Annotated in this window: 19 protein-coding genes and 2 tRNA genes; 4 read left to right on the top strand and 17 right to left on the bottom strand. The window is 34.7% G+C overall.

Annotation, left to right across the window (positions count from 1 at the left end; all coding sequences use genetic code 11):
- Nucleotides 1–108: 108 nt before the first annotated feature.
- From rseP to Q9Q97_RS03055, 3 genes are all read left to right on the top strand, one after another.
- Entirely contained in the window at nucleotides 109–1,452 is a 1,344-nt protein-coding gene (gene rseP, locus Q9Q97_RS03065) for an RIP metalloprotease RseP (RefSeq protein ID WP_306154460.1), read from the top strand.
- Between the two features lie 83 nt (nucleotides 1,453–1,535).
- Nucleotides 1,536–1,609, top strand: a tRNA-Asn gene (locus Q9Q97_RS03060).
- Nucleotides 1,610–1,647: 38 nt separating this feature from the next.
- Nucleotides 1,648–1,721, top strand: a tRNA-Asn gene (locus tag Q9Q97_RS03055).
- 707 nt (nucleotides 1,722–2,428) lie between these two features.
- Here the strand turns inward: Q9Q97_RS03055 and Q9Q97_RS03050 are convergent.
- On the bottom strand, nucleotides 2,429–3,112 hold the full coding sequence (locus Q9Q97_RS03050; protein ID WP_306154458.1) for a hypothetical protein: 684 nt from the start codon (nucleotides 3,110–3,112) through the stop codon (nucleotides 2,429–2,431).
- Nucleotides 3,113–3,229: 117 nt separating this feature from the next.
- Nucleotides 3,230–3,508 carry a hypothetical protein gene (locus Q9Q97_RS03045; RefSeq protein WP_306154456.1) on the bottom strand — a complete coding sequence of 93 codons (279 nt, stop codon included), beginning with the start codon at nucleotides 3,506–3,508 and terminating at the stop codon, nucleotides 3,230–3,232.
- Nucleotides 3,509–3,684: 176 nt separating this feature from the next.
- Here Q9Q97_RS03045 and Q9Q97_RS03040 point away from each other — a divergent pair, with 176 nt between their 5' ends.
- Nucleotides 3,685–4,080, top strand: coding sequence for a helix-turn-helix domain-containing protein (locus Q9Q97_RS03040; RefSeq protein WP_306154454.1), 396 nt, complete (start codon nucleotides 3,685–3,687; stop codon nucleotides 4,078–4,080).
- A gap of 46 nt (nucleotides 4,081–4,126) precedes the next feature.
- Here the strand turns inward: Q9Q97_RS03040 and Q9Q97_RS03035 are convergent, their stop codons facing one another.
- From Q9Q97_RS03035 to rnc, 15 genes are all read right to left on the bottom strand, one after another.
- Nucleotides 4,127–6,580, bottom strand: a complete 2,454-nt coding sequence (locus Q9Q97_RS03035) for a S8 family peptidase (RefSeq protein ID WP_306154452.1) — start codon at nucleotides 6,578–6,580, stop codon at nucleotides 4,127–4,129.
- A 3-nt stretch (nucleotides 6,581–6,583) separates the two neighbouring features.
- Nucleotides 6,584–7,594 carry an AAA family ATPase gene (locus tag Q9Q97_RS03030; RefSeq protein ID WP_306154450.1) on the bottom strand — a complete coding sequence of 337 codons (1,011 nt, stop codon included), beginning with the start codon at nucleotides 7,592–7,594 and terminating at the stop codon, nucleotides 6,584–6,586.
- Between the two features lie 199 nt (nucleotides 7,595–7,793).
- The gene (locus Q9Q97_RS03025) at nucleotides 7,794–8,990 is read right to left on the bottom strand and encodes an aminopeptidase C (protein WP_306154448.1); all 1,197 of its coding nucleotides are present in this window, start codon (nucleotides 8,988–8,990) and stop codon (nucleotides 7,794–7,796) included.
- Nucleotides 8,991–9,211: 221 nt separating this feature from the next.
- Nucleotides 9,212–10,372, bottom strand: a complete 1,161-nt coding sequence (locus Q9Q97_RS03020) for a BamA/TamA family outer membrane protein (RefSeq protein ID WP_306154447.1) — start codon at nucleotides 10,370–10,372, stop codon at nucleotides 9,212–9,214.
- 66 nt (nucleotides 10,373–10,438) lie between these two features.
- Complete coding sequence (locus Q9Q97_RS03015; protein ID WP_306154445.1) at nucleotides 10,439–11,407, bottom strand: transporter; 969 nt, start codon at nucleotides 11,405–11,407, stop codon at nucleotides 10,439–10,441.
- A 57-nt stretch (nucleotides 11,408–11,464) separates the two neighbouring features.
- The gene (locus Q9Q97_RS03010; protein ID WP_306154442.1) at nucleotides 11,465–12,640 is read right to left on the bottom strand and encodes an AraC family transcriptional regulator; all 1,176 of its coding nucleotides are present in this window, start codon (nucleotides 12,638–12,640) and stop codon (nucleotides 11,465–11,467) included.
- A 114-nt stretch (nucleotides 12,641–12,754) separates the two neighbouring features.
- A complete protein-coding gene (locus tag Q9Q97_RS03005; protein WP_306154440.1) occupies nucleotides 12,755–13,333 on the bottom strand; it encodes a DUF4136 domain-containing protein in 579 nt (192 codons plus the stop codon).
- 290 nt (nucleotides 13,334–13,623) lie between these two features.
- Entirely contained in the window at nucleotides 13,624–15,024 is a 1,401-nt protein-coding gene (locus Q9Q97_RS03000) for a DUF2252 domain-containing protein (protein ID WP_306154438.1), read from the bottom strand.
- Between the two features lie 17 nt (nucleotides 15,025–15,041).
- Nucleotides 15,042–16,514, bottom strand: coding sequence for a DUF1254 domain-containing protein (locus Q9Q97_RS02995; RefSeq protein ID WP_306154436.1), 1,473 nt, complete (start codon nucleotides 16,512–16,514; stop codon nucleotides 15,042–15,044).
- A 42-nt stretch (nucleotides 16,515–16,556) separates the two neighbouring features.
- Nucleotides 16,557–17,375, bottom strand: a complete 819-nt coding sequence (locus Q9Q97_RS02990; RefSeq protein WP_306154434.1) for a hypothetical protein — start codon at nucleotides 17,373–17,375, stop codon at nucleotides 16,557–16,559.
- Between the two features lie 108 nt (nucleotides 17,376–17,483).
- Nucleotides 17,484–18,500: an HAD family phosphatase gene (locus Q9Q97_RS02985; RefSeq protein ID WP_306154432.1), complete on the bottom strand. Its 1,017-nt coding sequence runs from the start codon at nucleotides 18,498–18,500 to the stop codon at nucleotides 17,484–17,486.
- 59 nt (nucleotides 18,501–18,559) lie between these two features.
- Nucleotides 18,560–20,233: an arylsulfatase gene (locus Q9Q97_RS02980; RefSeq protein ID WP_306154430.1), complete on the bottom strand. Its 1,674-nt coding sequence runs from the start codon at nucleotides 20,231–20,233 to the stop codon at nucleotides 18,560–18,562.
- A gap of 576 nt (nucleotides 20,234–20,809) precedes the next feature.
- On the bottom strand, nucleotides 20,810–22,243 hold the full coding sequence (gene pyk / locus Q9Q97_RS02975; protein WP_306154428.1) for a pyruvate kinase: 1,434 nt from the start codon (nucleotides 22,241–22,243) through the stop codon (nucleotides 20,810–20,812).
- A gap of 5 nt (nucleotides 22,244–22,248) precedes the next feature.
- The gene (locus tag Q9Q97_RS02970) at nucleotides 22,249–22,737 is read right to left on the bottom strand and encodes an IPExxxVDY family protein (protein ID WP_198854955.1); all 489 of its coding nucleotides are present in this window, start codon (nucleotides 22,735–22,737) and stop codon (nucleotides 22,249–22,251) included.
- Nucleotides 22,738–22,862: 125 nt separating this feature from the next.
- Entirely contained in the window at nucleotides 22,863–23,603 is a 741-nt protein-coding gene (gene rnc, locus Q9Q97_RS02965; protein ID WP_306154426.1) for a ribonuclease III, read from the bottom strand.
- Nucleotide 23,604: the final 1 nt, after the last annotated feature.

Genomic DNA, 23,604 nt, shown 5'->3' with positions numbered 1-23,604 from the left:
AATGTTTATTAATTAACAAACATTTAAAATCTTAAACACTATCTTGCGTACTTATATTAAATTAGAAAACGCTACTTTTGTGCGTTAAATACGAATTAAAAACAACAAATGGATATAGTTATCAAACTCTCTCAATTTCTATTGAGTTTATCTTTACTTATTATTCTTCATGAATTAGGGCATTTTATCCCTGCTAAATTGTTTAAAACTAGAGTCGAAAAATTTTATTTGTTTTTTGATGTTAAATATTCACTTTTCAAAAAGAAAATCGGAGAAACAGAATACGGTATCGGATGGTTGCCGCTTGGTGGTTATGTGAAAATTTCTGGAATGATTGACGAAAGTATGGACAAAGAGCAAATGGCTCTTCCACCTCAACCTTGGGAATTTCGTACTAAACCAGCTTGGCAGCGTTTAATTATTATGCTTGGCGGGGTTACCGTAAACTTTATCTTGGCTTTTATTATCTATATCGGAATGGCATTTGCATACGGAGATACCTACATCGCTAATTCTGACTTGAAAGATGGTGTTGCAATTGAAAATCCTGTAATGCTTAAAGCTGGTTTTAAAACGGGTGACAAAATCATTTCTATTGATGGTAAAGCTGTAGAGAATTTTGATAAAGACATGAATATAAATATCATCATGGCTAAAGACGTTTTGATTGAAAGAAATGGACAACAGCAAACACTAAAAATGCCGACTGATTTTATAGATCAGCTTTCTAAAACAGAAAAAGGAATGCTTGTCGATATCCGCCGACCTTTTGCTATTGGAAAAGTTACAGAAGAATCTGCTAACCAAAATTTAAAAGCAAAAGATTTAATCCTTTCTCTTAACGGGCAAAAAATTAAATATTTTGACGAAGCAAAAGCAATCTTAGCGGCTAATAAAGGAAAAGAGATTTCTGCAGTTGTTTTACGTGATTTAAAAGAAACACCTCTTAATGTAAAAGTTTCTCCAGAAGGTACTTTAGGCGTTTTTGCTGGAGGTTTAGATATGAAATCTTTAGAAAAACTAGGATATTATAAAATAAGTACAAAAGAATATGGTTTCTTCGAATCTATTCCGGTTGGTCTTCAAAAAGGAAAAGATCAATTAGTAGGTTACGGAAAACAATTGAAAATGATTTTTAATCCAGAAACAAAAGCGTACAAACAAGTAGGTGGTTTTGCTGCGATTTACAACATTTTTCCAAGTTCTTGGAGCTGGGAAGTATTCTGGTCAATCACGGCTTTATTGTCGATTATGCTTGGAGTTATGAATTTATTGCCAATTCCTGCTCTTGATGGCGGACATGTGATGTTTTTATTATACGAAATTGTAAGTGGCAAAAAACCGAGCGATAAATTCCTAGAGAATGCGCAAATGGTTGGTTTTGTTTTACTTATTTCACTACTACTGTTTGCTAACGGTAACGACATTTACAAAGCCATTGTAGGCAAGTAAAAAAAAGTCAAAAAAAGAGCGAAAATGTTTTTGAGAAACTAAAAATAGTTTTATATTTGCACTCGCTAAAAAGAGCAACAACTTCCTCCTTAGCTCAGTTGGTTAGAGCATCTGACTGTTAATCAGAGGGTCCTTGGTTCGAGCCCAAGAGGGGGAGCAACTTTTTTTAGCAAACATATTTACCTTTAAGGTGATTCCTCCTTAGCTCAGTTGGTTAGAGCATCTGACTGTTAATCAGAGGGTCCTTGGTTCGAGCCCAAGAGGGGGAGCTTAAAAAAAAGACGATCAAATTGATCGTCTTTTTTTGTTTAAATCCCAATTGCGAAAATTCCAAATTCCAATTTTTTTTAACGCAGAGGGCGCTGAGATTTACGCAAAGTTCGCTAAGAGTTTTTTATGCGAGACTTAATAGAAGCCGTTAGAGTTCGCAAAGCTTTTTGCAGACAAACTTAATGTTATATCTTTTTTTAACGCAAAGCACGCTAAGAGTTTTTATGCGAGACTTAATAGGAACCATTAAAGTTCGCAAAGCTTTGTCTAGATAAAGTTAAACTGTATCCCTTTTTAGACTCAAAATTTCCCAATTTTGTCATTTCGACGAAGGAGACCCGAGCGATAGCGAACAGGCGAAGCAAATCTTCGCAAGAAACTCGACAAAGATTGGCGATTCACTAAACGGAGCTACTCGCGAAGATTTCTCCTTCGTCGAAATGACAAACTATACCTATAAAATTCACAAAGCTTTATATAGACAAAGCTTTGCGAACTTAATCTTTAGATTTAACTCAAAAACAATCTCAGCGCTCTCTGCGTAAAATCTCAGCGTACTCTGCGTTAAAAAATCTTCTTGCAAACAAAAAAGCTCGCAAAGCTCTACACACAAAGCTTTGCGAACTTAATATTTAGATATCGCTTAAAAAATAACTTAGCGATCTTTGCGTAAAATCTCTGCGTACTCTGCGGTTAAAATAAAAACTTACTTCATACTCAAAGTCTCACTTTTGAACCTTTTCATTAAAGTATCGGCTTTTTCATTTTCATTTATTGATTTTAAGGACTGTGCGTATCTGTAATAGTAAATAACATCAAGATCTTTGGCTTCAGCAAATAACTTCTCGTAATAGCCAACTGCTGCGGTTAGATTCCCTTCAAAATAAAAGCGATCTGCCACTTTTTTCAGCATATCGACAGATTTGTATCCTTTATCAATTACTTTTTCGTAGGTATCTACCATATTAACCGTAACATATTTTGAAGTTGTAGGAGCCGGAGCCGTGATTTCGACCTTAACAGGGTCTACAGCAGCGTGCAAATTGGCTACGGTTGCTTTGGCTTCTATTGTATTTGGAGCTACTTTTGGTTTTCTTTTTACGTAATTCGGAATTACTGTTCTCGTATTATTAGGACCAAGATCGTAAGTATCGACCATGTCCAATTTGGTAACTTGGTAAGTAATTATTCTACCTCCAAAAAGCTTATTTATTCTCTCTTCTACATAATACGATTGTATAACATAATCGCTATTATTAGCAAGATTATCCGTCAATAGTGTCGTTTTTCCTATTGCTGGAGACGCAGAGGCATCATTTGTGCTCTGGGCAAAACAGCCGAGAGAAAATACGAACGCAAGTGTAACCATAACTGCTTCATACTTTTTCATGATTTTTGAATAAAATTAATGCTCCAATTAAAAAACTCACATTAAAGTTACTCATTTTCTACTAGTTAGCTTTATTCTCACTGCAACTTGCTTATAAAGACGATAAAGTACTTCTTTTTACGAATGCAGCATTTGACTGCAGGCTTTTTCGATTTCTTGGTCTGAAAATGGTTCTAAGGTTTTAGCCAGCATTTTACTAGTTCGAATACAGCTTAACATTTTAATTCGCAATGGGAGACTGTTTCCCGATTCTGTTTCGAGTAGGTATTCGAAAATTTCGGTTAAGTGTTCGGGATGGTTTCTAAATTCTCCGTCGAAACAAATGTCTGAGACGAATTTAGATAAAGATTCTAGGATTTTGTTTTGACTTTCGCTGTTTTCGTTTTCTTTTTTCATGGCGTTTATTTATGATTTTGGTTTCAAATAATTATTGTACGAAAAATTCTATTTTTGCTTTAGCGAAATAAACAATAGAATGCATTACAGCAAAATACATCGGATTGTATTGCACCAGCGAAAGATTGTATTTTACTATATTCCTAATTTTTACAGATTTTTAATATCTTTGAAGTATGAGCACAGCAACAAAACCAAAACATATAGGAAGAAACATAAGCCGTATTAGAGAGCTTAGAGGAATGAAACAAGAAGCACTTGCCATTGCCATTGGCGTGAGCCAGCAATCTGTTTCTAATATTGAAGGAAGCGAAACGGTAGATGAGGAAAGACTGGCGAAAATTGCTGAAGTTTTAGGAGTTTCTACTGAAGCGATTAAAAACTTTTCTGATGATGTTGTTTTAAATAATATTCAAAATAACTACGAAGGTGCTGTTATTAATGACGGACCAACTGTAAACCATAATTGTACTTTCAATCCTCTTGATAAAGTTGTAGAGCTTTATGAGCGTTTGGTTTTGGCTGAGAAAGAGAAAGTAGAGTATTTAGAGAGGTTGTTGAGGGGGAAGTGATTTCTGATTTTGAAATAAAAAAAGAAACTCAATCTCTTTTTTTATTTTAAATTTCCAATTCTATTTCATTTTCAACTCTCATTGCTTCATAAATTTCCAAATTAGAGTTTAGCACTTCTATCGAGACCACTAATGAATACGAAACTTCTTCATGTGATTTATCCCAACCCTTATGGCCTCTAACAGCAAAACTTATGTCATTTGGCAATTCATGTGATTTAATGATTGTCCAATCTTTTTGAACAGTACTATTATTTCTATTAATACCATCAACAACACCTCTGCTATCACTTTTTATTTTCCAATTCCATCCTGTCATACTATTTCTTAAATCCTTATCGTATACTGTTTCCGATTCCTCTATTTCTTTAAGCACATAATCTTTGAAATCCTCATAAAGTTCGCCAACTTTTGAACTTGCCCAATCAAGCCAAGTTGACAAATACGATTTCGTTTTTTGCCTTGTCCTTCTAACTTTTGCGGTATATGATAATGTAACTTCAATCAAAATATCGTACTCTTCTACATGTGATCTTAAAAATTCAGGAATAACTAATGAATAGATATGCCCTTCTTCTGCCCTTATCCTTTCCGAGTTATAAAAAGTTACTCTTTGATGAGTATTATTTGTAACTCTTTCAATAGAAGGTATCCCATAGCCAAAATGTTTAATACTTTGGGGAGTTGGGTTTTCAAAAAAAGAGTTTGGCAACCTCGCTCCTTGTACAATTAAAGCTCTTAATAAATTTACATCTTCATCAGGATACAATTTTAATAATTGAGCTGTAATGTACGCAACTTTTGGCGCGGCAAAAGAGGTTCCAACAACATCGCTCCCAATTGCCGACCCTCCACCCAAAGTGGAACGAATAAGTTCTGGTGAAAGAGATTCTTTATTAGAAACTAAATTTCCAGTTTTAGAGAGTACCAGTCCTCCACCATACTCAACAACATCTGGCTTAATCATTCCCCAAATACCGGTACCTACTCTTGAAAAAGCAGAAATCTCATCTTCTGCTCCCAAAGATTCAAAATCAGCATCTTCAAAGTGCATATGATTTACAGATCCTACAGTAATTGCAAAACTACTTTGAGCCGGATTTGCAATCCTACAATATGACTCATCTAAAAAGTTTGGATAATTCTTCCCTTGACTAATATAATGTCTAATATCGTCTTTTGTTAGATTTCCTGATGATATCAAAAAAATTACTTTTTTCTGATTTATTAGAGTATCTATGGTTGCTGCCCAAGAAGACATGTGTTTTAATCGAGAAGCCACACTTGAATTTATGGAAAGATTAAAAATTTTACAATCCTCATTATCTTCAACAATAATTTTCATAAGCTCTGCGGGTAGCTTATGAGTAAGCTTATTCTCACCATCTAAAACTCTTAAATTTCTAACAAAACAAGGTAGTTGATATGGTGACTCTATCGAAGTTATTCCATAGGGATATAAAATTGAACCTGCTACTCGTGTACCATGCCCACCATTTCTAACATGATCAGCCGTTGAATCATCGCCATCGATATAAGATTTTGAATTTCCATCAATTATAGCAGAGGAAATAAAACTATGTCCTTCCATTATACCACTGTCGATTACACCAACTTCTGGAGAAGTTGAATCTGGTGCAATAACTTCCAATTCAATTGTGCCTACTTCATCTATTTCACTATTTACACCAATTATTTCATCTGCCTCAGAAACTTCAAATACAAAAGGATAATTAAATACTAAATCTTTTAATCCTTTGCCTGTAATTTCAACTTCACAACAAAAACTGTCTTCAAGACTAATAATATCACTTGTTAATCTACCATAATGACCGATAAAAACTTCAAACTCATCTTGACGCTCAAAAAAGCGATTATCCCTTTCTACTAATTCTTCATTATATCTTTGAAGACTTCTTTCATAATACCTGCTATTTGGGTCTGGAGCTTTTCCAATTGGTTTATCAAAAGCAATACCAATCTCTACTTTGTATACCCTGTCCTCAATAATCTCACGCCATATAGATTTTAAATAGTCTGAAAGCACATGCTCTGGCTTCCATTGATTTCCATCAATTATTTCCCAAAAATCAGCAATCTTAGCACCGCCATGTTGCTCATTTAAGAATCTATTTATCTTCTCATTTAGCGAAGTAAAACTATCTAAAGAAGCACCAATAATGTATCCTTCCTCTTCTTGAGAAATTACCTCAATCCCGAATTGTCTTAATTCAAAGTCGTAAGTGACTAAATCAGGATTTATTTTTAAAAAAATTGGAATTATATCTGCATGTAAAGGAGCTAGATCAAGTTCTTCTCTTCTACCTATTTGGATTTCCCAATCAGATTTTATTTGAGATGTTCTACCAGATAAATAACCAGAATGATCTTGTCTATTATTCTTGTTTTGAATTGAAAGAGGATTGGGTTCACCTCCTCCATGTAAGCGAGGTTTTCCAATAACCTTATGAAGAAATTTTAGATGTGGGAATCTCTCCATATTTTATTTGTTAAAAGCCAAATTTTCTTCTAATGCCTTATCCAAATCATCGGCAGAAATTTCTTTGTGAGAATTTATAATTGATTTTTTTGCAGCGTCATTTGCGATTTTAACAACTAATGCGTAAGATAAACCATCCATTTTTTTTGCGTAATCCTTAAGCTTAATAATTTTACTTAAATTCAGAGCCGAAAATGTTATTTTCAATAGATCAATAATTTCATTTTCGTTTGGTTTAGGCAACTCAATAATCTCATCAAACCTTCTAAATAAGGCTTTGTCTAAACTACCTTCTAAATTTGTTGTTGCTATCAATATTCCTTGTCCATTATATTCTTCTAATAACCCTAAAACTATATTCACAATACGATGAATTTCACCCACATCATTAGATTTTGTATCTCTTTGTTTGCCTATAATATCAAATTCATCTAAAAGTAGTACACATGGATAATTTTCAAGACTTTCAAACAACTTATTTAAGTTAGAAGCTGATTCACCTAAGTAAGAAGATATTATTGTATCAAAACGAACTTTATAAAAAGGCAGTCCTAAATCCCATGCTATTCTTTCTGCGGTCATACTTTTACCACATCCAGAACTACCATAAAGAAGTATTTTTTGTCTGGGTTTTAAACCGTGATGCGCTAATCTTTCTTTCGCTACGTATTCTTTTTCAATTCTTAGTATTTTCTCTTCAACTACTGGAGCAAGCACCATGTTATGTCTTAAAAAGTCATTCTCTATATGTGTAGCCAAAGGCAATTTATACCTTCTATCACCTGGAATTGTAAAAACGCCCTCTCTATTTTTTGTTAGTTTTAAAGTTGGATTTTGTTGAGGCTCGCTAACTCGAGCTAAATTACCTTCTAATATTGTATCAAGCCTATCGGCTAATTTTGTATGTCCTTTTTTTCTTTCTTCATCAATAATGGTATAGGCTATTCTTACCAAAGGCTGTTCTTTACTTCCTTCGATAGACTTGAATAATCTTGTGAGCAACGTTTGATTCATTATTAATGTTTGTAAGTTTTATTAAAGATACAAAAATAGAAAATAGAGTGAATAATATTTACTTTAATCCAAATATTATTAAGACGTTAACAACTCTTCAATTAATTACTTGCAAGTCCATTTCCTACACAATTCAAAAAATAAAAAGCGCCACAATTCAACATTGCAGCGCTTTCCTATTTCAAAAAGTCTAATAATATTAAACCCCTAATTTCTTAGCAATTTCAGTAGGAATTCCTCCTTTGTTTACTAGAAGAGCAGTAGTTTTATATTTTACGAAATTCTTAGTTACAAACAAGAAACCTTTGTAGTCGTTTGTTTCTCCCCAAGAGTTTTTTACAATGTAATATTCTTTTCCAGTTTGATCTTTTGCAAGACCAATAATGTGCATTCCGTGGTCGTCTGTAGTTGTGTAGTTATCAAACGCTGCTTGACGCATTTCTGGAGTAATTTCTGGTTCTGCTTTTGGTCCGTTAAATAAGTCTGCTTTTTCTTCTGCAGTCATATCGTCGAATTTTTTAGTCGCTACATACGCCACACCGTTTTTCCAGCTGAAGGTTTTCTCACTCACGTCTGTTGCCCACGCTACTGTGTATCCTTTTTTCAACGCATTGTCGATAACATCTGTCATGTCATTAATTTTTACGTTGTAAACCTGATCTAGTGACCAGTTGTCTGGCACCATCATCGTTGTTTTTTGGTAGTAAGGCACATTGTTGTAAGAAGACATTTCTACATACTCGTCTGGGTTAATTCCAACCATTTCTTTTGCAAAAGATTGTGGTGTATAGTTTTTCCCTTTGTATGTAAAGTTTTCTGGTGCTTTTCCTAAATAAGAATCGATCATTGCTGCGTAAGCTTTTTTCCAAGTTGGAGTCAATTCTCCGTTCGGATTCTTCACAACAGCCGTCAAAAATCCTTCGATTAAAGCGCCCATTTCAGCAAATTTATTTTTGTCTGTTCCATAGTTCAAACCAGTATAAACTTCTCTCGGCACAGTTCCGTATTTTTTGTACATATTGATTACATCGTGCAAAGCCCCTCCGTCTCCAAGCGTAATCGCGCCGTGCATACGAACGTAGTTTTCTCCTTTGTCAACATACACATTTCTTGCAGAATAAATTTGAGATAGCTCTACCGGCTGTTTTCCTAAACGAATCATTTCTGACTCTAAGAATGAGTTTGAAGCATAACTCCAGCAAGTTCCAGATGAACCTTGGTTTTTTACCGATGTTGTTCCTAAGTTAATTACTTCTGTAAATTTGAAGTTCTCTTTACTTTTGTCGCTTGCGTTTAGTTTTAGTGAATTTACTAATACGTCTTGCGCAAAACAGCCTGCAGTTCCAGCTAAAAATACTGAAGCGGCAAACACTGATTTGAATGAAAATGTATTCATAATTTATGTTTAAGATTTAACAAAATTAGTCGCCAATGTTTCCAATTTGTTACAAAACAATTAAATATTATACAATTTGTGTTATGTTTAGTTGTTAATGTTTTCTTAACGGCTCTGATTATTAGGACATTTAATACAAAAAGCCTCCGTAATGCTTTACAGAGGCTTTTTGAGCATAATTTTTTATAAATTAACTTCTTACAAGTTTTTTGCTTTTTCTGTTATCGCAGCCAGTTGCTTCCAAAAACGATATAGTACGCCCAGTCTTCTGGTCCGCGGGCAACGTCTACACCCATTCGGAGTTTGAACTTTCGGGCAACAAGGTATCTAAAACCTGTTCCGTAGCTGTATACAACGGGTTTTGCAAAAGCTTTGTCCCAATCGTTAAACGCGCTTGCAAGTCCTCCAAATCCCATAATACTCCATCGACGGTAGAAATCCCAGCGCAATTCGGCTTCGGTCACAATACTGGTGTTTCCCATATATCTTGCTGCGGGAATTCCTCGTAAATTGATTCCTGGTTTTAAATAAAAAGGCGGACTCCCCAACGCCTGCTCTCCTTCTATCCTAAGTCCGCCAATTAATGTTTTCGCCAACGGATAATATCCAATTGCCGATAAGTTTATTCGCCAAGCATCGTAATCGCTTCCGAGTACATTATCTGACCAGAAAAAATCGGACTGAATCCTTATTCCTTTATCTGGCGTAAATATATTATCGCGTCCGTCAAACTGAATGGCGCCACCAAACTGACTTATGGTGCTTTTAATGTCTTTTGGATTTACAAAAGGCGGCGGAAGGCTTACATCGGGCAGATTTATTTTAGAATTTAAAAACAAATATTGCGGTCCTGCGCTCCATTTTGCATTTCTGAACTGTTTGAGCCATTGGGTATAAAAAATGGTCGATCTAAAATTGAGCTTAAATTCCTGATCGTTTGCTTTGGGAATATTGTTGGCATAAAACGATAAGTTTACATCGCCGTAACCTGCCATAACTCGGTATAAGATTCTAGGTTTTATAAGTGTTGAAGAACGAAAAACTCCAGTCATCCAGCTTTTGTTTCCGGTGTACATTCCCATTCCTCCTGTTATGTCGGGGTTTATAAAGCGTTTTTTACCGTTTTCGTCTACAACCGGCGCGTGTTTTTTTAAGAAAATCGGAACTACTGCTCCGCCAATTCCTCCTAAAGCGGGTTCTGTAATAATGGTTGGAACGACAATAAAACCATGTGCATAAATAATATAATCGCTTAAATCGAAAGCGCCATCTAGAGAGTCTTTTACACTTATATGATATTTTTGTGCGTTTGTAAAGTTAAACGACAACAGAGATAGAAGTAAAAAAAGAATGATTTTTTGTGATGGTTTTCTGTTTTTCATAAAGAATCTAAATCGTTTGTAATTCATTCTTAAAACTCTAAGCCTTCAAAAATGCAAGTCTGTAAATTATTTTTTCTTCAGACTGAAAACGTGTGCCAGCGTGATAAAAAAAGTATTTCCCTGAAATCTGTTTTTTGCATTTACTTCTCCAAGCCATCTAAAACCAACATTCGTCATACTGCCAATATGCAGATAGTTAACCTCTGCTCCTAGTGCATTGACATGATCTTTGTCTGGCTCAATTACAAAAATATTCCCTACCGGAATTTCATCATCTGACAGTTTGTATTGCAGATAATAAATTAAACCAGCATTTAATATTCCTTTCGGAGCTGTTTTTTCGGCATTCATGCAATAAAAGGTTTTTCCTAAACCGCCTTCAATGCTTAAGATATCTCCAGTTTTGATGTCGGTATCTTTTTTCTTTCCATTGATTTCATAAGAGGCCAATGCCGAGAAATGAAATGTTTTTTTGTCATTAAAAAACAATGTTGTTCCTCCTGAGAATTCGTTTACAAACATTCCTAAACCGCTATTATCACTCCCTCCTGCTTCATATTTTCCTGTTGGAAGAAACATTTGGTAGCTAAAGACAAAATCGGCTCTTTTGTTATGCCAGCCTAACTGGATTGGCTGTATGTACATGTCTGTAAAAGCAAAATCGCTTTTTGAGTCAATATAACTGCCTTGAATAGTGTTTGAAGCTCCTGCTATTAAAAGCGTAGCCCCATAATTGGCTCCCAAAATTTTGAAATCGCTGACAAAATTGGCACCAACACCAGTAAGAAACATGGTAAGATTTGGATCTCCTACTTTGTCTCCGTCGCTATTTCGCAAAGATGATGCGCTGTAAATATAGCCTGGAATATAGACGCTCAAAGTATTTTCTGGAGCTTGTGTTCCAGACTGAAGTCCCATAGAACCCAAAATGTGAGCTCCTTTTAATTGTGCATTACTATAAAAAGAAATCAATAGCAGCATTATGGTTAAAACCGATTGCGCTATTTTTTCCGAATCATTAATTTTTGCTTTCATGATGGAATATTTTGAATGAATTAGGCTCTGAACTATTGAATTTATGAGGAAAGAACTTTACTTAAAATAATAAGCTTCTGAACGATCAGGATTAATTCTAATCGTTTTAAAATATTCTGATGGAGATTTTCCGGTGTGTTTTATAAACGCTCTAAAACAAGTAGTTCTAGATTTAAAACCAGAACCCCACGCCATGCCTTCTAATGATAAATCTTTCCACTCGGGATCGTTTATTTTATCTTTAAAATATTCAATTCGTTTAAGATTTACATAATCTTGAAAATGAAGACCAAATTCAGAATTAATCAAATTAGACAAATGGTGCACTGATATTCCTGTTTCGTCAGACAAATCCCTGATTACGAAATCCTTTTTTAAGAATAGGTTTTTAGAATTTAAAACATAATCTAATTTCAAAAGGTATTCTTCTCTTTTTTCTAGAGGCAATTCGTTTACTATTGGAATCGTAGTCTTGATTTCTTTGGTTTTTACTACTAATGTATTATCAACCACAAAATCGAATGTTTCTTCTTCATCATGAAAAATCTGCGGTCTGAAATAAAGCCAGCCAACTGTAAAAAACAATACGGAAGAAATTAGCACATAACAGGAAAGATCTGATGCGTCTACTTTTTGAAGTAAAAAATGATGAACAAAAAGCGCCGAAAACAAGAACAAAATCATGAGATTGTACACTCTAATCCAATTGATTACTTTATTGTGATGAAATTGGTTTCCTTTAAATTTTTTCAGATCATAGTTTAAAATCAACATGGTTTGAAAAAAGACATAGAAAAGCCAAATCGTCAACGTTAAAACAGAAAATGGATTTTTGATTAGTCCTGCAATATAATCGACTGCTTTTATATCGGTGTAACTTCCAACATAAACAATCAGCGTTAAAAAGAAATAAATAATGAATGGCATAAAGTGAAGCCAATCGTATTTTCTGAAACTTTTATTTAATGATAAAATGTTTCTAACATACAAAAATGAGCATGGAGCGGTTAAAAATATAAACGCTTTTGTGATAGTAAAGAGATCTGGGAAATTTTTAAATAAATTGGCCGACAAATAAAAATTGTAGATACTTACTACCGCCAGGCTCAGTAAAAACATGCCTAAAAAGAAGCTTTTAGAATAGTTTTTTCTGGAAAATAAAACCATAATTGAGGTTGCGAGTCCAGCAATTGTGGCTACAAAAAAGAAAAGGGAGAGTAGTATATCGATCATTTTTTAAGTTTATTAGTGTGGTATTATTATCTTAAAAATAGAATGCGAAAAGGGGCTACAAGAGTAAAGCCTGTACTTGCCGAAAATGGCAAGTACAGAACTTTATTTGTTTCATTATTTTTTAACGGCTCCCGGAGGGAAACCAGCTAGTATTTTTTGGATAGAGCTATTAATAAATTCTTCTGGATTATCTGGTTTGCTGTCTATTTCAGCATTTCCGATTCCCTGCCAAACCAACTTATCTGTTTTTGTAGATACGATGTCTATTACCAGTGAGCCATCAACATAATCGTAGGTATTAAATGTTGTATTGGCACCACCCATCATAGCACCGCCTCCCCAATAACCGTAAGGGCGGTACATTCCTCCGTATCCGTAAAAATCGGTATTGGCACTAACAGAAGTTTTGTTTTTTAAGATAGAAACGGCATTAACCTTTAAATCTGGAGTGCTGGATTCTGTAAATCCTTTTGCCAGCATTTCGTTTCTAATTGCTTTGGTAACACGGTCAACATTCAGCTGATTAACCTGACCTTGCTGTGCTTTTAAATCGTAAACGGCAAATGTTTTGTATTCACTGAAATTAGCACCATGATCATAATCAGTTGTAACTTTTACAGTTGGAGAACAGCTGTAAAACAAGCCCAAGAATAGAATTGGGATTATGCGAAGATTTGTTCTTTTAATATTCATGTTGTGGTATTTATTAAATTAATAATTAAATCAGTTTAACTCGAATCTATTAAAATCGTAAAAATCTTGAACGGAGGGGGCTTAATCGTAATAATTGTTTTCAAACAGCACAAACCACTATTAAACAATTACTTAGATCACTCTCAAAGATAAATTATTTTATTTAATTAACACTATTAAATAAATAAAATCTTACGCCTTTGTTTTCGTGGCTTTTTGGCTTCAAGATTTTGTTTTTTATTCTATTTACCCTGTACGGCTACAATACTTTTTTCTATTAAGAAAAAAAATTAAATTTCTGGCGCTACAGGCAATTTTCCGTGTTTTATTGCTTCCAGCATTTTTTGGTAATCCAATTCGTTTTGATGGGCATACAGCATCGAAAACTCAGAAATTGCATCGGCAAATTCGTCTGTATCTCCAATATAACCCGAAATTAAAGAAGGATCTCCCGAACGCGCATGAGCTCTTGCCAGTGCCCATCCGCAAGCTTTGGCATAATCTGCCATGTTTTTGGGCTTCATAATTTCGAGAATTGGTTTTATTTTGGCATCTCTAAGCTGTCGAATGTAGAAGAACTTATCTGTGCTGTCATTTGTCCAGCCTAGAAACATATCAGATGCCGATTGCATCAGTTTTTGTCCCATAACAATACGTTCGCCCTGATGCTTATATTTTCCTTTAATTTTTACATTTTCTTCTAATACGCTTTTTCTGGCTTCTTTAAATTGTAAAAAAATAGGTTCTCCCGTAGCAGACATTAATAAGCTGATACCGCAAAGCGTTCCAACACTTCCTACACCCACTACTTTTATGGCTATATCATGAATTCTATATCGGCTTAACAAAATCTGTTTATCTTCTGATAGCGATTCGACATATCTTTTATGAATAATCTCGCCTTCTTTATTAATTTGCTTTTCAAGATCTCCGCTAGGATGAAATATCAAAGGCTGATCATCTTTTATGCGGGCTCTGGCTCCATCAAAATAAGTCATCTTTGCAAACTCTTTTTCATGAGCGGTATATTCTGAAGCCTTTTTTATTCTTTTATGATGAAATTCTTTGAGTTCTTTGTCTTTTCCTAACTCAATCATTTCTGCAAAATCAATATCGGCATACCAAATCTGAAGAGCAGATAATTTACTGTAATCCAACATGTGCCGTTTATAACTATCTGCAACATTCCAAGCAAATTGTTTACCGTTTTTGTTGGAGAATTTTCGCCATTGTCCTGCAATGACAAAACTGGCTGCCAATCTTTTTACATCCCATTCCCAAGGACCTGGAAATGTTTCGTCAAAATCATTAATATCAAAAACCAATTTACGTTCAGGAGTTGCAAATCCGCCGAAATTCATTAAATGGCAATCACCGCAAAGCTGAAGGTTTATTCCCGATACGGTCGTATGGGCCAAGTCTGCGGCCATAATCGCGGCAGCTCCTCTGTAAAATGAAAAAGGCGATTCCATCATTCTTCTGTATCGAATAGGCAATAGACTTTCAACTCTTCCTATACTCGTCTGAATCAAAATGTCTACAGGATCTTTTCGATTAGTAAAAGAATTCCATTCCTGATGTTTTGACAAAGGCACTTTTTTTCTGATCAAAGCGCCTTTTTCATAACGTTCTGCCTTTGATGCCAATGGATCAAATATGGTTTCTTCGATATCTTTAGATTTTTCAGGCATAACTTTTAATTAGCGTTTTATCCTTTTACCAAAGATGGCGGCGTATAGCCTTTTATCATGCTTTCTTCTGGCCAATAAGAACGTAATAAAAGCCCAAACTTATCTTTTGGAACTGGAAGCCAATTGCTGACTTTGTCTGCAGATGGTTTAGCGTTTTGGAAATATAGGGTTAGCGAGCCATCTGTATTATATTTCAAATCTTTATTTTTCGTTCCTAACGAATAAATTTTAGCATCATTTATAAAAAAGAAATGATTGTGATCGTAAACGGTAAGTGACCAGAAACCTTTTACTTTTGGAATTAAATCTTTCGTAAAAGTGATGGTGTAGTTTGATTTTCCATTCAATTCAACACCTTTATTATCTAAATCCTGATTGTAATAAATGGTTTCCTGCGGCTGATTTACAAATATATTTGCTCTCGCGGCACTTGTTCTACTGAGATAATCGGTTCCAAAGTTTGCTCCATTTTTTGTCGTATTCCAATAATTTCCTACCGGTACGCCTACGTTTTTGAATTGACGAAGCGGTTCTATTAATTCTCGTTCAGCATCTATAGCGGCTTTTGTTAAAATAGGCATTAGAGTACTGTCTTTTTTAGCTGCATCTAGTACTGAATTAAACTGTGCATAAAGGGCTTCTTCTCCTCTTAATGGCGGAACTTCTTTTAAAATACTTGGAAATTCCTGAAAAAATTTCTCTGGAATTACAAAAGCAACTTCTTTTCCGCCTTCACTTTTATTTGGGTCAGGAAATGATGGTATTTTTGCCCATTCTTTTGTTTTTACTTTTCCATCGTATTCACTTAAAGGATATGCCATCAATTGATTGATAACAGGCTGAATCGCTTTTCTGTCTTCTGCAGTATTATTTAAAAACGCTCTCGGAATTACAAACGCAAGATTGGTGTCGCTATGAAAAACTTCTGTAATGCCGTCAGGCACTTTTCCATTCCATCCTGGTCCTACGATTAAATAAAAACCTTTTTTACTGCCATACATGGCGCCCAATTTTGCAATTCCGTCTGTACGCTGGTTTCCTAATTGAACTACCCAGAAACGGTCTCCGAAATCTGGAACCTGAACCACAACAGGGCTTTCATTAAGCATCATAATTCCGAATCCATAAACGACATCCTGATTCGGACAGGCTACATATCTTTCGGCTGGCGTAATATAATCTGATGTCATGCACAAATTATTTACTGGTGCAACAGGAACTGCTCCACCATTAAGTCCGGCCATAGGCACTTTTCGCATTACCAATACGCGATTGTGCATATTTACCAATGGCCATCCCCAGAAATACATTTGTTTTCCAAGCTGATAAACATATTCTTTTGTCATTACAACATCGGGAACTGGTCCTGGAACAACAGATTTTACGGTGTCTTTTACCGTTTCAGTAATCGAAACTGTATTTTCTTTTTTATCTGATTTACATGAAATTATTAGTATTAAAAGTAATAACAGTGCTATAGCTTTTTTCATATATCTAATAGATTTTGATTTAAAAACAATATGAAGTTCGTTTTAAGAACCAGGAAATATGAAGGCTACCACCGCTCTAAGTCCCCAATCTGGTCTTATGCTTGAATGCCCTACAACTGGTATTAAAGGCATAACAGCAAATTGCATAGTCTGATTACCTAATTTGGTAATGGCTCCAACATTTGGACTAACGGTAATTAGCGTCGAATTGCCTTGCCAGTTTTGTGTAATCTCTGAAGTAATACCTAAACTCGCACCACTTTTATAACTATGTGTTAGAAATAATTGTGTATAAAACTGATTAAAATCGGCCCGATCATTAGCTCCTGCAACAGACCAAATTTGATTGGCTAAAAAACCTATAGAAAGTCCTTTGCCTTGGTGCATGACCAAAACACTAGGGCCAATTCCAAATTTTTCTGTTCCTAAAAATTTTTCTGTCGCGGTTGGCACTAAAAAAGCAGGACCAACTCCTAAAATAATTCCCTTTGTTTTAGGAGCAAAAAAAGCAGTTACTGTTGCGTCACTTAAACCAAACTCATGTGTATTTTCTCCCGTAACATCTTGCTGATCTACAACTGGAAGAATATAACGAGTGATTAAATTTAGATTCTCACTTAATTTAAAAGGAACAACTGGCTGTATATTGATCTGATATTTTATTCCATTATACGGACCAATTCCATAAGTAAGATTGTTTTGCAGCGGCACACTAATTAAGCTCGCTACAGGATTTGCCATTTTATCGGCAAGTTCTTGTGCACTTGTTCCAGCTTTAGGCTCTTCTTGTGCCGATACGACTAAACTTGAAAGTAAAAAAGTTATGCTTAGAAATAACTTTAGGGCGTTTTGTGATCTCATAATTTTCATAATCGTATACTTAAAGATTATCAATCATCTTTTTAGTCAAAAAAGAAACAGCCTCAACTTTGTAAAAACTGTTTCTTTTTGATTTTTACTAATTCGGAATTATTTGTCTGGAAATATCGTTTTCCAATCGTCTTTCATACTGATTACATGATATTTGTATTTAGCAGCAGTACTTAATGAAAGATTATCTTTTTCTTGGTAACTGTATTCTCTGATAGAATCATTGTGGTTTACAATCATTTGAAATGAAGGATATTTGCTTCCTTGAGAATATCGCAGCATGGCAAGGTCTCCTGCTCCGCCTTCATTTCCGCATGCAAAAACAGGTCTTTGGCCAATATGCAATTGTATTCCAACTGGTTTGCCTACTTTATCGTCCAAAAGGTCTAAGGCAGGTTCTCTTACAATATTATTGGTAGCATCATCAAATTTATATTTGAAAGAGGTTCCCACAACCTGATATTTTGGAATTCCGTAGAAATCTTCAGAAATAGTACGTACCAATTCTACAGTTCCACCTGTTACAATAAAGGTTTTAAAACCGTTGGCTCTCAGATAATTCAGCAATTCTAATTGAGGCTGGTATCTAATTTGCTTTACTGGCACATTTTTACCCGGATATTTAGCTCCTGCAAAAAACTCCTTAGCCGAAGCTTCAAACTCCGCTTCAGTCATACCGGTATGAGTCGCTGCAACTAGTTCTATAAGTGCTTTATCTCCACCTTTTTCAAAAAAGGCTTTATCTTTTTCTACGACAGCTTTAAAAGGCTGTTTTTTTGCCAACTCCGGATTTGCTTCGACCATTTTTTTCACACGATAAAAAGCAAATAGTTCTTGTACATAAGGTTTCTCAGCCCACAAAGTTCCGTCATTATCAAACGTTGCAATTCTGTCTCCTTCAGGAATAAAATCAGCGCTTCCTTCTTTGGTTACTTTCGTAACATAATCAATAATTTCTTTCTTTAAAGGCGTGTCGTTCCAGCTTGGCAAAGGGTCGCCACCTGTAGTAGTTTCTGTCTTTTTAGTCTCTGTTGTTGGTGCAGTTATGGTGTCTGATTTTTTACAGGAAAATAAAAACAAAACTGCTAGAGACAAAATGTATATATTTTTTCTCATGGTGTTTTTCTTAAATAAAGAGATTCAGACTCTTTAATCTGAATCTCTTTTGTTATGATTTATTTTTTCTTTTTTGAAGCTGCCTCTTCTTCTTTTAATTTTGGCAAAATGTTTTTTTCTACATATTCCTGCGCTTTTATACCTCTTAAAGTCTGTTGCAATATTGTTGTTGGGTTAAAACTTGGCGGGAACGAACGAGGCGGGTATTCTTTGAATGACTCAGCAAAAACAAATACATCATTCATTGCTCCATAGACAGAACCTACATGATTAAGTAACCAGTCCCAATAGGTATTTGAAGTAAAATCAGCTCTTTCATAAGGATCTTGGTATAAATTGAATATTTTTTGTAGACGAAGTTCTGTAAAAGGCTCTGCCCAAACTCCCATAGTTCCTGCTAAACGTTGTTCTGCAAAAACATATTTATAATCACCAACGCGCATACCTACCAATAAACCATCATCATCCGAATAGAAGAATTTGTCTCTGACACTTTTTCCGCCTTCCAATAATTTAGTCTGGTCAAAACCATCTAAGTGCACTTTATAGTTTTTACCATTTGCACTGTATCCTTTTAAAAGTTTGTTTACAATATCTGGCTCACCCGCTATAGAAGCAAAAGTTGGAATCCAATCGTTGTGGCTCATTAGCTCATTTGTAACAGTTCCTGGTTTAATATGGCCTGGCCATTTTACAATACAAGGAACACGGAAAGCTCCTTCCCAGTTTGTGTTTTTTTCTGAACGAAATGATGTCATTGCACCATCTGGCCACGTATTCATGTGAGGTCCATTATCCGTAGAATATACCACGATTGTATTGTCGGCAATTCCTAAATCGTCAAGAGCTTTTAAGATGCTTCCGATAGTTTCGTCATGCTCGATCATACCATCAATATATTCACTGTCACCGTGAGTATATCTTCCTCTGTGTTCTTTTCTCACGTGTGTACGAAGGTGCATACGAGTAGCATTAAACCAGCAGAAAAATGGTTTGCCAGCAGCATTTTGTCTTTTAATAAAATCAATAGCAGCTGCAGAAGTTTCATCATCTACCGTTTCCATTCTTTTTTTAGTAAGCGCTCCGGTATCTTCAATTTTTTGTTTTCCAACACGTCCAAAGCGAGGATCTGTTGTTGGGTCATCAACATTTGTTGCCGTACATTTTAGCACCCCTCTTGGTCCAAATTTTTTCAAATATTCTGGATCTTTCGGATAATCTGGCAATTCTGGTTCTTCTTCTGCATTTAAGTGATACAGATTTCCAAAAAATTCGTCGAAACCATTAACTGTAGGCAATGTTTCATTTCGGTCACCCACGTGATTTTTTCCAAATTGCCCAGTTGTATAACCAAGACTTTTCATAACACCTCCAATAGAAGGATCTAACTGGCTCATTCCCATTGGTGCGCCGGGGAAACCTACTTTTGTAAGTCCTGTACGAATACCATGCTGTCCTGTTAAAAATGCCGCACGACCGGCAGTACAGCTTTGTTCTCCATAATAATGTAGAAAACGCATTCCTTCATTAGCTAAACGATCAATATTTGGGGTTGTATATCCCATAAGTCCGTCACTGTAAGCACTAATATTAGTAATTCCAATATCATCGCCCCAAAGCACCAAAATATTTGGCTTTTTGCTTTGTGCCGTAATAGAAACCCCAGAAAAAAATAATAACGCTAATACCTGTAAGGCATTTGCTAATCCGCAATTTAATTTGATTTGTTTCATGATTAAAAAATTCGTTAATAGATCTTGTTATTATTATATGAGTTTGATAAATGCAAAAAAATCAAATGGGAAATGGTAAGCTTTCAAAAAAACAATCTAAACGAGGTTTCATTTTTTTGATGTGTTTCAAATTCATTTTATTTTAAAATCTGAAACAAAAAAATTTTAACTTTTTCTTAAGTCTCTCAAAATTAACTAATAAATGAGCGAACAATTGTATTTATTCGGAACGAGCTTGTTTCATTTTATAATATGAAACAAGAAAAGTTAAAAATTTGCACCAAAATGTTTCATCTTATAAAATGAAACACATCAAAACGTCAGAAAATTAACTAGTTACATTTTTGTTACCAAAAGTTCGAAAAAGAAGGAAATGCATGTTTGTTCCGTTTTTTTGTGTAGTTAATTTGTAAAAATTGAGTCAAATGAAACATAAAAACTCTTTTTTGACCAAAAGTGTATAAGATTGCCAGAATAGCAAATCAAGGAAAGTAAACTATTTTTGAAAAAGTCTCAAAAACAAAAAAACCGCTTAAAGAATAAGCGGCTTTTTTAAAATATGTTTTGAAGAAATAATTACTCGATTTCAGAAACTCTCATCGTGTTAACCATTCCTCTATCTTTAATTGGCATTGCAGCAAGGTTGATTAAATAATCTCCTTTTTTGGCATAACCTTTCTCGATTGCAATTTGATTTACATCTGTTACAGTATCATCTGTACTTTCCTCATTATCATAGTAGAAAGATTTAACTCCCCATAATAAATTCAATTGTGTTAAGATTCTTCTGTTTGAAGTAAATACTAAAATATGAGCAGTTGATGGTCTCCAAGCCGAAATTTGGAATGCCGTGTAACCGCTGTTTGTTAAAGTACAGATCGCTTTAGCTTCGATTTCATTTGCTAATAAAGCCGCTTGGTGACAAACTGTTTTAGTAACAAAACGTTTTGTTTTAATCTGTGGTGTATTTTGAGGAACTTGAATAAGCGGAGAGTTTTCTACAGCTTCGCAAATTTGTGCCATTCTCTGAATTACTTGTACAGGGTAGTTTCCTGTAGCTGTTTCTCCAGACAACATAACCGCATCTGCACCATCCATTACAGAGTTTGCAACGTCATTTACTTCTGCTCTTGTTGGAGTTAAACTTGTAATCATTGTTTCCATCATTTGTGTAGCAACGATAACTGGAATTCTAGCCGTTTTAGCTCTTCTGATCAAATCTTTTTGTACCAATGGAACTTCGTGAGCAGGAAGCTCAACACCAAGATCTCCACGAGCAACCATTAAACCATCGCAATATGCTACAATTTTATCCATGTTCTCAAGAGCTTCTGGCATTTCAATTTTAGCAATGATTGGAATTTTAACTTCAGAATGCTTAGCAATTAATTCTTGTAAGTCTTGTAAATCGCGAGGAGTCTTTACGAATGAAAGTGCGATCCAGTCTACTTTTTGCTCGATAGCGAAAATAGCATCTGCAATATCTTTTTCTGTTAAAGCTGGTAAAGAAATTTTAGTATTTGGAAGGTTAACTCCTTTTTTAGACTTCAATTCTCCACCTTGGATAACTTTAGCAACAACCTCCGTTTTTTTATCTGTAGAAACAATTTCGAAAATCAATTTACCATCATCAAGCAAGATACGCTCTCCAACGTTAACATCATTTGGGAAATTCTGATATTTCATGAACGCTCTTTTTGATGTTCCGATAATATCTTCAGCAGTTGTAAAAGTGATTTCATCACCATCGTTTACAACAGTACCTTCTTCCATTACACCTACTCTAAGTTTTGGTCCTTGCAAATCTCCTAAGATTGCTGTCGTGTAACCAAACTCTTCGTTTAGGCCTCTAATAATGTCTATTTTTTCTTTTACTCCTTCGTAATCTGCATGCGAAAAATTGATTCTAAACACATTAACACCTGCGTCGATCATATCTTTAATGATCTCTCTTGTACTACAAGCGGGGCCAAGTGTAGCAACAATTTTGGTTTTCTTGTTTGTTAGCATTTTTTTTAAAAAATTAGATTGTTTTTTGATTTTATCTTGTCTGTATCAACGGCATAAATAGCCGCAATACTTTCTATTGTGTTTAATTTTTGTTGAATTTCTGAAAAATTAAGCGCCTCTTCGCTATTATCAATTTTCAGGAAAAAATCGACTTTTTTAAATTCAGGAAGTAAATGAATTGTTGTCGAAACCTCACTTGTTTCATTAGAAAACAAATTCTGAAAATCATTTGTACTCACAGAAATGATTTCATTTTTATTCTGAATTAAATTCCAGGAAACAGCTTTTTCTTCATCATAATAATAGAATCTCGAAAAATTTGCTTCACCTTCCTTAGTCTGAGCATGGATCTCGTGTTTGCTCTTACTTAAGTTAATCGGAAGGATTTTATTGATAAAATAGGCCAGTCTATAATCTTCTAATGAAGTATGAATTGCCATTAAATAATAATCAATTTCGTCAAATTCGTCTAAATCCAATTTATGAATAGCCATGTCTTGAAAAATCAAGTTGTAAATATACTATTTCTAAACGGAGCATCAACAGTTATGACATGCTTGTTTTGTTAAATTATAAACGAAAACGTTGTAGCCTTGTGATAGTTACAACATTTTTGCAGCTATTTCTTGTCAATTTTCTCTTGAAATGCAAAATACGCTCTTTGCGATGCTTTTTCTTCTGCTTTCTTTTTTGAAGTTGCTCTCGCTCTTGCAACAACTTTATCGTCGATACTCAATTTAACACCAAATAAACGCTGGCCGTCTATGCCATTGTCTTCAAAAATGTCATAATGAAAAACTCTTTTTTCTTTCTGGCACCATTCGATAACAAGGCTTTTATAACTTATAACTTTTCCTTCTAATCGAGCAATATCGACATAAGGTGTCACTACCTTTTTTTGAATAAATTTTTCGCAAAAAGAATAGCCTTTATCTAAATAAATTGCTCCGATAAGTGATTCAAAAATATTACCGTGAATGTTTTCTCCAAAATGCTGAATCGGCACTTTGCTTTCTACAAACTGTACTAAATTTAAATCTTTACCCAATTCATTCAAATGTTCACGACTCACTATTTTGGAACGCATTTTGGTCAAATAGCCTTCGTCTCCATTTGGAGCTTTGTTAAACAAATGTGCAGCAATAACCGCACTTAACATAGCATCTCCTAAAAATTCTAGGCGTTCATAATTTATAGGATGCCCTTTTTCATCTAATTTATTTGAAGAGCGATGCGTAAAAGCTCTTCTATAAAAATCAATATTTGTAGGCTGAAAACCAAGAATTTTCTGAATAGTGTCAAAAAAAATCCCGTCTTCTAGAGAACGGGATTTAGAAAATATTTTTTTGATAATATTCATA

It is taken from the genome of Flavobacterium sp. DG2-3 (genome assembly GCF_030730925.1).
In the GTDB taxonomy this organism is placed as follows: domain Bacteria; phylum Bacteroidota; class Bacteroidia; order Flavobacteriales; family Flavobacteriaceae; genus Flavobacterium.
This window is presented reverse-complemented; position numbering and strand designations above follow the sequence as displayed.

Bases quoted from the DNA above. Each gene is read 5' to 3' on its own strand.
- rseP (WP_306154460.1), top strand. From the start codon at position 109: ATGGATATAGTTATCAAACTCTCTCAATTTCTATTGAGTTTATCTTTA.
- Q9Q97_RS03050 (WP_306154458.1), bottom strand. From the start codon at position 3,112: ATGAAAAAGTATGAAGCAGTTATGGTTACACTTGCGTTCGTATTTTCT.
- Q9Q97_RS03045 (WP_306154456.1), bottom strand. From the start codon at position 3,508: ATGAAAAAAGAAAACGAAAACAGCGAAAGTCAAAACAAAATCCTAGAA.
- Q9Q97_RS03040 (WP_306154454.1), top strand. From the start codon at position 3,685: ATGAGCACAGCAACAAAACCAAAACATATAGGAAGAAACATAAGCCGT.
- Q9Q97_RS03035 (WP_306154452.1), bottom strand. From the start codon at position 6,580: ATGGAGAGATTCCCACATCTAAAATTTCTTCATAAGGTTATTGGAAAA.
- Q9Q97_RS03030 (WP_306154450.1), bottom strand. From the start codon at position 7,594: ATGAATCAAACGTTGCTCACAAGATTATTCAAGTCTATCGAAGGAAGT.
- Q9Q97_RS03025 (WP_306154448.1), bottom strand. From the start codon at position 8,990: ATGAATACATTTTCATTCAAATCAGTGTTTGCCGCTTCAGTATTTTTA.
- Q9Q97_RS03020 (WP_306154447.1), bottom strand. From the start codon at position 10,372: ATGAAAAACAGAAAACCATCACAAAAAATCATTCTTTTTTTACTTCTA.
- Q9Q97_RS03015 (WP_306154445.1), bottom strand. From the start codon at position 11,407: ATGAAAGCAAAAATTAATGATTCGGAAAAAATAGCGCAATCGGTTTTA.
- Q9Q97_RS03010 (WP_306154442.1), bottom strand. From the start codon at position 12,640: ATGATCGATATACTACTCTCCCTTTTCTTTTTTGTAGCCACAATTGCT.
- Q9Q97_RS03005 (WP_306154440.1), bottom strand. From the start codon at position 13,333: ATGAATATTAAAAGAACAAATCTTCGCATAATCCCAATTCTATTCTTG.
- Q9Q97_RS03000 (WP_306154438.1), bottom strand. From the start codon at position 15,024: ATGCCTGAAAAATCTAAAGATATCGAAGAAACCATATTTGATCCATTG.
- Q9Q97_RS02995 (WP_306154436.1), bottom strand. From the start codon at position 16,514: ATGAAAAAAGCTATAGCACTGTTATTACTTTTAATACTAATAATTTCA.
- Q9Q97_RS02990 (WP_306154434.1), bottom strand. From the start codon at position 17,375: ATGAGATCACAAAACGCCCTAAAGTTATTTCTAAGCATAACTTTTTTA.
- Q9Q97_RS02985 (WP_306154432.1), bottom strand. From the start codon at position 18,500: ATGAGAAAAAATATATACATTTTGTCTCTAGCAGTTTTGTTTTTATTT.
- Q9Q97_RS02980 (WP_306154430.1), bottom strand. From the start codon at position 20,233: ATGAAACAAATCAAATTAAATTGCGGATTAGCAAATGCCTTACAGGTA.
- pyk (WP_306154428.1), bottom strand. From the start codon at position 22,243: ATGCTAACAAACAAGAAAACCAAAATTGTTGCTACACTTGGCCCCGCT.
- Q9Q97_RS02970 (WP_198854955.1), bottom strand. From the start codon at position 22,737: ATGGCTATTCATAAATTGGATTTAGACGAATTTGACGAAATTGATTAT.
- rnc (WP_306154426.1), bottom strand. From the start codon at position 23,603: ATGAATATTATCAAAAAAATATTTTCTAAATCCCGTTCTCTAGAAGAC.